General features: G+C 33.4%; 9 protein-coding genes. 4 read left to right on the top strand and 5 right to left on the bottom strand.

The window, feature by feature from the left end; genetic code table 11:
- Positions 1-5: 5 nt before the first annotated feature.
- Positions 6-2,045: an excinuclease ABC subunit UvrB gene (gene uvrB / locus JJ844_03260; protein ID MBO6974693.1), complete on the bottom strand. Its 2,040-nt coding sequence runs from the start codon at positions 2,043-2,045 to the stop codon at positions 6-8.
- Between the two features lie 29 nt (positions 2,046-2,074).
- Positions 2,075-2,851 (bottom strand): DUF561 domain-containing protein, encoded by a 777-nt coding sequence (locus tag JJ844_03265; GenBank protein MBO6974694.1) that lies wholly within the window; start codon positions 2,849-2,851, stop codon positions 2,075-2,077.
- An 85-nt stretch (positions 2,852-2,936) separates the two neighbouring features.
- Here JJ844_03265 and tilS point away from each other — a divergent pair, with 85 nt between their 5' ends.
- Entirely contained in the window at positions 2,937-3,947 is a 1,011-nt protein-coding gene (tilS, locus tag JJ844_03270; GenBank protein ID MBO6974695.1) for a tRNA lysidine(34) synthetase TilS, read from the top strand.
- On the opposite strand, the gene JJ844_03275 is transcribed toward tilS, so the two are convergent.
- The 3 genes from JJ844_03275 to JJ844_03285 all read right to left on the bottom strand — a co-directional run bounded on the left by JJ844_03275 (position 3,944) and on the right by JJ844_03285 (position 7,940).
- The gene (locus tag JJ844_03275) at positions 3,944-5,929 is read right to left on the bottom strand and encodes a ribonuclease J (GenBank protein MBO6974696.1); all 1,986 of its coding nucleotides are present in this window, start codon (positions 5,927-5,929) and stop codon (positions 3,944-3,946) included. The two genes, tilS and JJ844_03275, sit on opposite strands and share 4 nt — an antisense overlap.
- Positions 5,930-6,009: 80 nt before the next feature.
- Entirely contained in the window at positions 6,010-6,912 is a 903-nt protein-coding gene (dapA, locus tag JJ844_03280) for a 4-hydroxy-tetrahydrodipicolinate synthase (protein MBO6974697.1), read from the bottom strand.
- Entirely contained in the window at positions 6,909-7,940 is a 1,032-nt protein-coding gene (locus JJ844_03285; GenBank protein ID MBO6974698.1) for an aspartate-semialdehyde dehydrogenase, read from the bottom strand. The genes dapA and JJ844_03285 overlap by 4 nt, the downstream gene beginning before the upstream one ends.
- Positions 7,941-8,064: 124 nt before the next feature.
- Between JJ844_03285 and JJ844_03290 the strand changes: the two genes are divergently transcribed.
- From JJ844_03290 to clpX, 3 genes are all read left to right on the top strand, one after another.
- The gene (locus JJ844_03290) at positions 8,065-9,498 is read left to right on the top strand and encodes a trigger factor (GenBank protein ID MBO6974699.1); all 1,434 of its coding nucleotides are present in this window, start codon (positions 8,065-8,067) and stop codon (positions 9,496-9,498) included.
- Positions 9,499-9,599: 101 nt separating this feature from the next.
- Complete coding sequence (clpP, locus tag JJ844_03295; GenBank protein MBO6974700.1) at positions 9,600-10,208, top strand: ATP-dependent Clp endopeptidase proteolytic subunit ClpP; 609 nt, start codon at positions 9,600-9,602, stop codon at positions 10,206-10,208.
- 106 nt (positions 10,209-10,314) lie between these two features.
- Positions 10,315-11,682, top strand: a complete 1,368-nt coding sequence (gene clpX, locus JJ844_03300; protein ID MBO6974701.1) for an ATP-dependent protease ATP-binding subunit ClpX — start codon at positions 10,315-10,317, stop codon at positions 11,680-11,682.
- Positions 11,683-11,700 lie beyond the last annotated feature (18 nt).

Below are 11,700 nucleotides of genomic sequence, written 5' to 3' on the forward strand. Positions count from 1 at the left end.
TCTTTTTAATTATTTCTTGCCAATTTTTGTCTTAATTTTTTGATTCTATCCCTCAAATTTGCTGCTTCTTCAAAATTTAACTCTTTTGCAGCGTCTTTCATTTTAATTTCTAACTTTTCTATTAAGTCAGGCAATTCTTCGAGCAAACATTGATTATCACTGGAACTGAGAATTGCATCAGTTTTGTTATTAACTATATTTATTAAATCTTTAGATAAACCCCCAGCATCTAGTTTTCTGGAAAGTTCTAGAAAAGATAATATTGAATTTTCTATTTTTTTGCCTGCAGGTTTTGGAGTAATACCATTGACTTGGTTATATTTTTTTTGAATGGTTCTTCTTCTTTCAGTTTCAGATATTGCTCTTTTCATTGAATCTGTGAAGTTATCTGCATAAAGCAAGGCAACACCTTCAACATGTCTAGCAGCTCTTCCTATTGTTTGAATCAATGACCTTTCTGCCCTCAGAAAACCCTCTTTATCAGCATCTAAAATGGCGACTAAGGATACTTCTGGAAGATCTAGTCCCTCTCTTAATAAATTAACTCCTACCAGAACATCATATTCGCCCATTCTAAGGTCTTGAATAATTTCAATTCTTTCAATTGAATGGATTTCGGAATGCAAATATCTAACTCTTACTTTATTTTCAGATAAAAAATCAGTTAGATCTTCAGCCATTCTCTTAGTAAGTGTTGTCACAAGCACTCTTTGATTCTTTTCAGCTCGAATTCTTATTTCAGATAACAGATCTTCTATTTGGCCTTCACTAGGTCTTACATCAATTACCGGGTCTAATACCCCAGTTGGTCTAATAACTTGCTCAATAAATTCACCATCACATTGATCTAATTCCCATTGACCAGGGGTTGCACTTATAAATAATGTCTGTTTTGATTTTTCCCAAAACTCTTCACATTTTAAAGGTCTATTATCGGCAGCACTTGGCAATCTAAAACCATGATCTATTAAAACTTTTTTTCTAGATTGATCACCGTTGTACATCGCATGAAGTTGAGGACATGTTACATGACTCTCATCAACTACCAACAGCCAATCTTTGGGAAAGTAATCTATTAAGCATTCTGGCGGTGACCCTTCCTCCCTACCTGATAAATGACGAGCATAATTCTCAACTCCATTACAATACCCAACCTCTTTAAGCATTTCTAAATCATATTTTGTACGTTGTTCTAGACGTTGAGCTTCTAATAATTTTCCTTCGTATGTAAATTTATCAAGTTGAGTTTTTAATTCACTTCTAATTGCACTTATTGCACTCTCAAGTCTTTCTTTTGGAGTCACAAAATGCTTCGCTGGGTAAACGCTAACTTGTTCCAAACTTTCAAGTATTTCTCCTGTAGTAGGGTCAACATATCTAATAGCCTCGACTTCATCACCAAATAACTCAATTCTTATTAATCTATCTTCATAAGCTGGACCGATTTCTAAAACATCACCTTTAATTCTGAATCTACCTCTAGTAATTTCAATATCATTTCTAGTATATTGATTTTCAACGAGAGACCTCAAAGAAGAACGAAGATTTATTGATTTTCCCACTTCAAATTTAACTGCAGCTTTTAAATACTCACTCGGTATTCCAAGACCATAAATACAACTTATTGAGGCTACAACAATTACATCTTTTCTTTCAAATAATGAGCGTGTTGCTGAATGCCTAAGCATATCTATTTCTTCATTAATTGAAGCAGTTTTGGCTATGTAAGTATCACTTACTGGTACATAAGCTTCAGGTTGATAATAATCGTAGTAAGAAATGAAGTACTCAACAGCATTTTTTGGAAAAAATTCCCTTAATTCATTACATAGTTGTGCAGCTAACGTTTTGTTATGGGCTAAAACAAGTGCTGGTCTTCCTGTTTGTTGAATTACATTGGCAATGGTAAATGTTTTACCAGTTCCAGTAGCTCCTAAAAGAGTCTGAAACTGTTTACCATTATTTACGCCTTTAACTAGTTTTTTAATAGCTTTTGGTTGATCTCCATTTGGTTCATAAGGAGCTTGAAGCTTATAATTGTTCATCAAGCTAATAGCTAAAGGTTGTTACTATACTAAGAAATTTTTTCTCCAATTATTGAATTTTTCAAAGATTCTTTTAAGCCCCTAACAACAGCAATCATTGATATTAAATCATCTAATTTATTCACCACAGATCCAACGCCAACTGCTGAGGCTCCAGAGGAGATTGCTAGTGGACAAGTTACTTGGCTTAATCCAGAGGCACTCATGATAGGTATATTCAGAGATTGTTTCTTAAATTCTTGATGAATAGCATAGGTAGCTGCAAGAGTTGGTACTGATTTTTCAAAAAAACCTTGAATTCCTGGAGAGTAAGGAGTAGAACTGGTACCACCTTCTGTTTGAATAATATCAACGCCTTCTTCCACTAGCTTTACAGCAAGATCAACTTGTTTATCAATAGGCATAGTATGAGGAACAGTTACTGATAAAGGAAAATTAGGCAATAAATCCCTCGTCTCTTTTGTAATGTTTAAAACTTTTTTATCTGAAAAATGAATACCTTTTTCATAAAAAGTATCGTAATTTCCTATCTCAATTAATGATGCTCCTGCTTTTACACAATCTTGAAAAGATCTAGGCACTACTGAACTAACACAAACGGGTAGTGTTGAATTCTTAAGTGCTAAATCAACGAGTTCAGGTTTACAAGCAATATCGACAAGATCTGCACCTCCTAATGAAGCAGCCTCAACAATTATTTTCACAGACTGAACATCGAAATTATTCAATCCTGAAATAACTTTGAGTAAGGATTTGCTTCTTAACTCTTCTTTGATTTTTTGTGGCAAAAGATTAATCAGACTCATTTACTTAATGAATTTATTACCTGATTGTGACATTGTTTTAGTAAAACAGTGCATTTTTTAAAAAATATTATCTGAGCAACACAAAATGACTGATAAAAAATTAAGTCAGAAAAATTGGTCATCATGGCATCATCAGCTTCATAAAGAGATTCTTACCAAAAAAATACTAATTCCCAAAGGATCGAATATTTTAATAAGTGTTTCGGGGGGTCAAGACTCAATGGCCTTATTAACCCTAATTAATGACCTAAAAAAACTACATAATTGGTCTATTAGTGTTTGGCATGGTGATCATCAGTGGCACGAAAAATCATCACTATATGCTCTTGAATTAAAAGATTATTGCGAAAATAAAAATATTTCATTCTCTTTTGATCAAGCAAATAAAGAAAGTATTTCTTCAGAAGAAAAAGCACGAGAATGGAGATATAAAAAATTATGTGAAAGAGCCAAAACTTTATTAAATAAAAACCAGCAAAAACATAATATTTATTTGTTAACTGGTCACACGAGTAGTGATAATGCAGAAACATTTATCCTCAATTTATCTAGAGGAAGCAATTTTGGAGGTCTGAGTAATATTGAGAGTAAAAGATTAATAGAAAATCAAATTTATTTAATAAGACCAATATTAATTTTCAGTAGGGAAGATACAAAACAATTGTGCAATGATATGAAGATACCAGTCTGGGAAGATCCTACAAATTCAGATCTTAAATTAAAAAGAAATTTAGTAAGAAAAAAAATTATTCCTACCTTAGAAGTAATCTATCCTGGTTGTTCTGAAAGGATAAATAATTTTTCCCAAAAAATGAGCAAATACAATAATGAACGTAATGATCTCAGTGAACTAGCGTATTTATATTGTAAAGATGTTAAAGGTATCGATAGGAATCTCCTAAATGGTATGTGTATTGAAGCGAGGTGCACAATTTTAAATAGATTTTTGAAAGAAATATCTGCAAAGCAATGTAGTTCTAAAAATCTGACAAAATTGGCAACTTCAATTTATAAAAAAAATAAAGGTCAAATTAATATGCAAAAGTTTTTAAAAATTGTTTGGGATAAAAACTATATAAATTTTGAAAAAAGTTAAGATGTTACAGCAGATCTTCTTCTTCTTGTTCTACCTTCAAATGAATCTTCTATAGCAGTCTCAGCCGATGGATTCTGTGAAACTTTTGGACTTTTTTGGGTATTTTGTGGGTTATTTGAACTATTAGGATGATTATTGTTTGATTTCTTATGGAAATTATTATTATTTCTATTTCTATTGGAGAAATTTTGCTCTTCGGTAATCTTTGGAATATAAGCACGAGTTCCACTTGGAGCAGGTTGAACTAAACACAAAATAAGTGGCTCAACTTGTAATTCTCTTCTCATTCTTCTCGATAAACCATTTTCAATTTCTCTTTGTACACCAATCCAATCTACTTCAAAATTATTCGGGCCAGTTTGTCTGGATAATTGTTTCCATCTATTTTCTAAGACCCAGCTTATTTCTCGTTCTGTCCACATAGACATTTTTCTTGGCTCTGCAGTAGTAATAACTCCTCTTAAATTAACTCTAGGAGGCGCAACCATCTTCCCATCTGTACTAATAGGAGCTAAAACAGTTACTACACCATCCCCAGCTAATTGCTGCCTTTCCTTTAATACTCGAGCATCTACTATACCATTTCGTGAGTTATCAAGCAGTTCAACACCGGCTTTTACAGGATCACCCTTTTGAATAGAATTAGGTGTTAACTCAACTACATCTCCATTTTCAATAATTAAGATATTGTCCTTTGGAACTCCCATGGTTTGTGCACTCTTCCCATGACAAACAAGCATTCTATGTTCTCCATGAACAGGAACAAAAAACTTGGGTTTTACGAGTGCCAACATTAACTTTTGATCTTCTTGAAAACCATGACCAGAAACATGAATATTCTCACCCTTTCCATAAACAACCTTTGCTCCGAGTTTCATTAATCTATCTATTGTATTAACAACAGAAATAGTATTACCAGGAATTGGGCTGGCTGAAAATATTACAGTATCAGTAGTCTTAAGACGAACATGCTGATGTTCACCACGAGAGATTCTGCTTAACGCTGCTAAGGGTTCTCCTTGACTACCCGTCATTAATAATAAGGTCTCTCTATCTGGCAAATCTCTAATTTGCTTGATAGGAACAAACAAATCATCTGGGCATTTCATATAACCAATATCTCTTGCCTTAGCAATAACATTTATCATCGATCTACCTAACAAACCGACCTTTCTTCCATGTTTCATGGCCAATTCTAGGATCATTGTCACTCTATGCACAGAACTAGCAAAAGTGGTAAGGATAACTCGTTCTTTTGCCTCTGCAATATGTTTTTCTAAAGAGGGATAGATAGTCTTCTCAGAAGGACAAAAACCTGGAACTTCGGCATTAGTAGAATCACTGAACATGCATAAAACACCCTTCTCTCCGTAATGCACCATTCTTTCAATATCAAATTGCTCTCCATCTACTGGCATATGATCAAACTTAAAATCTCCAGTGAAAATAATTGTGCCAACAGGTGTTGTAACTGCTAAAGAAAAGCTATCGCAAATAGAATGGGTATTTCGAATAAATTCAACAGAAAAATGTTGTCCTACTTTTACAACATCTCTTGGATTTACTGTCTGTATAGTTGTTCTATCAGATACCCCTGCTTCGTCCATTTTTCCTCTAAGCATTGACATTGCCAGTCTTGGGCCATAAATAATGGGAATATTAAAATGCTTTAGATGATGAGAAATACCTCCAATGTGATCTTCATGCCCATGAGTGACAATCATACCTTTTATTCTTCTTTGATTTTCTTTCAAAAAAGTTGTATCAGGCATAACAACGTTTACACCATGCATACCATCAGATGGGAAAGCTAGACCAGCATCAACAAGCATTAATTCATCACCATATTCAAAAACGCAAGTGTTTTTTCCTATTTCATGTAGTCCTCCAAGAGGTATTACTCGTAGAGCTGGCGTATTACTTTTAGATCTAGATGAATCATGAGTAGATCTATTTACAGTTGAATTTGTACTTGATTGCATAATTTTGAAATTTATGAAGGCCTGCTTGTAATCAAATAAGGTTTATTTAAATTTAATTATCAAGTTAAATATAATCCCTATTATAGGGAATTCAGGATAAAAGATAGTTGCTTTTTCATGTCATTGGTTAAAGGAGACAAGGGACTTCTAGGATTACCTACATCCCATCCCGATAACTCCAAAGCAGCCTTAATTGGAATTGGATTAGTAGTCATAAAGAGTGCTTTGAAAAGAGGCTGAAGTTTTTCATGAATAGCAAGAGCATTGGAAACCTTTCCACTTTGAAAAGAATGAATCATCTCTTTCAATTGCAATCCAACTAAATGACTTGCAACACTTACTACTCCTACAGCACCTACAGATAACATTGGAAGCAACAATGAATCGTCGCCACTATATACAGAGAGTTCGGAGCCACAAATAGCTCTTAGTTCTGTTACTTCTTCTATTCTACCGCTTGCAGCTTTAATACTGAGAATATTTGAGAAATCCATAAGTTTCTTCACAGTATCAGGTAATAAATTGCATCCAGTCCTGCCAGGAATGTTGTAGAGCATAAGAGGCAAATCCTTTGCAGATTTAGCAATAGAACTGAAATGTTTATAAAGACCTTCTTGAGGCGGCTTATTGTAATAAGGAACAACGACCAAAGCACCGTCGGCACCAGATTCGTAAGCTTTTTTTGTCGCTTCCACGGCTTCGCTTGTACAATTGCTACCAGTACCAACTATTACTTTACAGCTTGCATCCAAAGATCCTTTTACCGCAATAAATAAATCATGTTGTTCCGCCCATGAAAGAGTCGGAGATTCTCCAGTAGTACCGCACAACACAATTCCATCGGAACCGTTCTCAAAAAGATAATTTGAGAGTTTTATAGCTAGTTCATAATCTACATCTCCATTCTCAGTGAATGGAGTAACCATTGCAGTCAATATTCTTCCAAATAGGGGATTATTACACTCAGTTTTGTCTGTAATCATTTTTTTGGAATTAATAACTCAGCTATTTGAACAGCATTCAGAGCTGCTCCTTTTCTTATTTGATCTCCACATAACCATAATTCTAATCCATGAGGCTGACTTATATCAGTTCTTAGCCTGCCAACAGCAACATTATCCCTTCCCATAACATCATTTGGCATAGGAAACCTATTATTTTTGTAATCCTCAATAACTTCAATTCCAGGAGATTTTTTTAATTCTTCAAGAGCATCTTGAGGGTCAACTACATCGACAAATTCAATATTGATCGATTCAGAATGTGCTCTCAGTACTGGGACTCGAACACATGTAGCAGAGAGCTTTAAATCAGCAATATTTAATATTTTCCTTGTCTCATTAACCATTTTCATCTCTTCTTCGCAATAATTATTTGAAAGCATAGGGGAATTATGTAAAAACAAATTGAAAGCAAGGGAGTATGGCAAAACCTTACTTTTTTGAGGATTTCCTTGAAGATATTGTTCAGTTAAAAGTTTTAGTTCCTCCATCGCCAGTTGACCTGCACCACTGACAGATTGATATGTTGAGACAATAACTCTTTGAATAGTCGAAAGTTTGTTTAATGGAGCTAAAACTAATGTCAACAAAATGGTAGTGCAGTTTGGATTCGCTATTACCCCATCATGATTAAGTACGTCACTAGCATTAACTTCAGGGACTATAAGAGGAACGTTCTTATCTAATCTGAAAGCACTTGAATTATCTATCAGTAAAGCATTTTGATCAATAATGGTAGATAACCATTTTTTTGAAATACTTCCGCCAGCTGAAGCCAAAACTAAATCAAGATTCTTAAATTCTTCCTTAGTTGTTTTTTTTGTAACTAATTCTTCATCTTTCCAAATAATTTTTTTTCCTTCTGACCGTTCTGATGAAAGCAAGACCAATTCTGATATTGGGAAATCACGTTGTTCAAGAATTTTTAGCAATTCAGATCCCACAGCACCTGAAGAACCTAAAACAGCAACTTTTAATGGCCTATTAGGCAAATACGGAGATTTTCTCACACTTTAAAATGATTTTTATAAATAGATTGACTATTTTTTTTACTGTATCAAAAAATTAACTTTCAAGGAAATCACATAATGTGAAATAATTAAGATTCGGCTTATAGTAATAACTTAGAAAAACATGGCTAAAGATGCACTAGTAGTCAAAACAACTCCTCTGCCTCAAAGTAGAATTTCATTCGAATTAGAAATACCATCTGAGACATGCAAAACGTGTATAAATGAAACAATCAGTTCTATCAGTCGTTCGGCTAAAATTCCGGGATTTAGACTTGGCAAGATTCCTAAACAAGTCTTAATCCAAAGAATTGGCATCACACAATTACATGCTTCTGCTCTGGAAAAAATTATTGATAAATCATGGAAAGAAGCCTTAAAAGTAAAATCTATAGAGCCACTAAGTGAGCCAGAATTGGTAGATGGATTTGAATCTTTACTAGCAAAGTTTAGTCCTGAAAAATCACTTAAGGTTACTCTTCAAACTGATGTTGCTCCAGAATTAAAACTTAAAAAATCCAAAGGACTAAGTGTTGAAATATCAAAAACAAAGTTTGATCCTAACTCAATAGATGAAGCGCTAGAAAAATCTAGAAATCAGTTTGCAAACATTATTCCAGTTACCAATAGAGCAGCAAAATTAGGAGATATTGCTGTAGTTAGTTTCAAAGGAAAATATAAAGATTCTGGTAAAGAGATTGATGGGGGAACAAGTGAATCAATGGATCTTGAGTTAGAAAAGAACAAAATGATTCCCGGTTTCGTTGAAGGAATCGTAAAGATGAAAATTGGTGATACTAAAACACTTAACCTTAAATTTCCTGATGATTATTCTCATGAGGATTCAAGAGGCAAAGAAGCAATTTTTGAAGTAAATCTGAAAGATCTTAAGGAAAAAGAATTGCCTGAACTTAATGACGATTTTGCAAAACAGTCTGGCAACAAAGAATCATTAAAAGAGTTAAAGAAAGATATTGAAAAGCAACTTAAAGATAATTTTGAAAAAACTCAAAAAGATATCAAAATTGAAGCTTTATTAGATGCCTTAACAAACGAATTGGTTGCTGAAATTCCAAAATCTATGATTGATATAGAAGTTAGGAATAATATTGAACAAACCGCTCAAAGATTTGCTCAACAAGGTCTTGATGTAAAATCTACTTTCACTCCGGAATTAGTTAAGTCATTAGCAGAGTCCACAAGGCCTCAAGCTGAAAAAAATGTTCAAAGAAATTTAGCTTTAAAAGCATTAGCTGAAATAGAAAACATAAAAGTCGAGAAAGATGAAATTAATTTAAAAATGAAAGATTATGAAGATGCAATCTCTCAATCTTCAAAACAAATAGATATCAAAAGATTAACAGAAGTAGTAAGTAACGATCTACTCAAAGAAAAATTAATAATTTGGCTTGAAGAAAATTCTGAAGTCAAAGAAAAAACTACAAAAACTTCTAAAGCCACAAAAACCTCCAAAACATCAAAAGCCGCAAAAACTGCTGCTAAAACTACAGGAACTACAAAAACTACAAAAACTCAAAATAAAAAAGAAAAAAAATAATTTATGAAATTTCCTACTAATTAAACAAAAACCTCCTAAATTATTTATAAGACGAAAACTAATTTGTGAACTCAGAAAAAAAACATTTAATCCAAAGCTCAATAAGTTCTTACGAAAGTAATCATGAAACTATTGCCGCTGTTCCCACCGTTATAGAACAATCAGGTAGAGGAGAAAGAGCTTTTGATATATATTCAAGATTATTGAGGGAAAGAATAATTTTTTTAGGTACTGGAATTAATGATCAAGTATCTGACTCACTTGTTGCACAATTATTATTTCTTGAAGCTGAAGATCCCGAAAAAGACATACAAATATATATCAATTCTCCTGGAGGCTCAGTAACGGCAGGAATGGCCATTTATGATACCATGCAACAAATTTCGCCTGATGTAGTGACAATATGTTTTGGAGTAGCCGCAAGTATGGGGGCATTTCTACTTTCTGGAGGAGCAAAGGGGAAAAGATTGGCTTTACCTAATTCTAGGATTATGATTCATCAACCTCTGGGAGGTGCACAAGGTCAAGCAGTAGAGATTGAAATACAAGCTAAAGAAATACTTTTTCTCAAGAAAACATTAAATTCACTTTTAGCTGAACATACTGGTCAACCTTTAGAAAAAATTAATGAAGATACAGAAAGAGATTACTTTTTATCCCCCTCAGAAGCAGTCGAATATGGATTAATTGATAAAGTTATCAAAAAGTGACAAGGGGTTCTGATTTTTTAAGAATATGATGACGAATCGATATTTATGAGCAATCCTAGTGAATAGGGTAATATTTAACACCTTTCACTTTAAAAACTTATAATCGATGGCTAAATTCGACGCCCATCTTAAATGTTCATTTTGCGGGAAGTCACAAGACCAAGTCAGAAAGCTTATAGCTGGTCCTGGGGTTTATATATGTGATGAATGCATAGACCTTTGTAATGAGATTCTCGATGAAGAACTACTTGATAATCAAGCGAACACAAACAACTCTCCACAAGTAAAAAAGAAATTACCAACTGATAATCCAAAAAAATCTGTTCCTTTAGAATTAACCTCAATTCCTAAGCCATTAGAAATAAAAAGTTTTCTAGATAATCAAGTTGTTGGACAAGAATCTGCAAAAAAAATATTATCAGTAGCCGTATACAATCACTACAAGCGATTAGCTTGGAAAGTTAAAGAAGACAGTAAAAATAGCAATTCAACTGATTCACAAGCAACTAAATTACAAAAATCAAATATTTTACTCATCGGCCCTACTGGAAGTGGAAAAACATTATTGGCGCAAACTTTAGCAGAGTTTTTAGATGTTCCTTTTGCAGTAGCTGATGCAACGACTTTGACAGAAGCTGGATATGTTGGGGAGGATGTTGAAAACATACTTTTAAGACTTCTACAGAAATCAGAAATGAATGTAGAACTAGCTCAAAAAGGAATAATTTATATTGATGAAATAGATAAAATTGCTAGAAAAAGCGAGAATCCCTCAATTACTAGAGATGTCTCCGGTGAAGGGGTACAGCAAGCATTATTAAAAATGCTTGAAGGAACAATTGCTAATGTGCCACCTCAAGGCGGAAGAAAACATCCTTATCATGACTGCATCCAAATTGATACGAGTCAAATACTATTTATTTGTGGGGGAGCTTTTATAGGTTTAGAGGATATCGTTCAAAAGCGTATGGGTAAACACTCTATAGGATTTACCACCAATTCAGATCAAAACAAAGTTGATACAAAAAAAATAGTAGACCCAAGAGATTCCCTGAAAAATTTAGAATTAGATGACTTAGTGAAATATGGCCTAATTCCAGAATTTATTGGAAGAATTCCCGTTTGTGCTGTATTAGATCGTCTTACTAAAGAAACTTTAAAATCTATTTTGACTCAACCAAGAGATGCATTAGTAAAGCAATTCAAAACTTTGCTAAGTATGGATAATGTTGAATTATCATTTGAGCCTGATTCTGTTGAAGCGATAGCAAATGAAGCATACAAAAGAAAAACAGGTGCAAGAGCATTAAGATCAATAATTGAAGAGCTTATGCTAGACATAATGTACACTTTGCCTTCTGAAGAAAATGTAAAAGAATTCACAATTACGAAAAAAATGGTAGATAATTTATTCTCATCTAAAATTGTTAAACTACCTTCAGGATCAAAAAGAATCATTAAAGAGTCTGCATAAAATTAGAGTTTAATTTTT

Source organism: Prochlorococcus marinus CUG1435, from assembly GCA_017644375.1.
GTDB classification, from domain to species: domain Bacteria; phylum Cyanobacteriota; class Cyanobacteriia; order PCC-6307; family Cyanobiaceae; genus Prochlorococcus_A; species Prochlorococcus_A marinus_AH.

Excerpts from the sequence above, each read along its gene's own strand:
- dapA (MBO6974697.1), bottom strand. The coding sequence starts at position 6,912 with ATGATTACAGACAAAACTGAGTGTAATAATCCCCTATTTGGAAGAATA.
- JJ844_03290 (MBO6974699.1), top strand. The coding sequence starts at position 8,065 with ATGGCTAAAGATGCACTAGTAGTCAAAACAACTCCTCTGCCTCAAAGT.
- tilS (MBO6974695.1), top strand. The coding sequence starts at position 2,937 with ATGACTGATAAAAAATTAAGTCAGAAAAATTGGTCATCATGGCATCAT.
- clpX (MBO6974701.1), top strand. The coding sequence starts at position 10,315 with ATGGCTAAATTCGACGCCCATCTTAAATGTTCATTTTGCGGGAAGTCA.
- JJ844_03265 (MBO6974694.1), bottom strand. The coding sequence starts at position 2,851 with ATGAGTCTGATTAATCTTTTGCCACAAAAAATCAAAGAAGAGTTAAGA.
- JJ844_03275 (MBO6974696.1), bottom strand. The coding sequence starts at position 5,929 with ATGCAATCAAGTACAAATTCAACTGTAAATAGATCTACTCATGATTCA.
- uvrB (MBO6974693.1), bottom strand. The coding sequence starts at position 2,045 with ATGAACAATTATAAGCTTCAAGCTCCTTATGAACCAAATGGAGATCAA.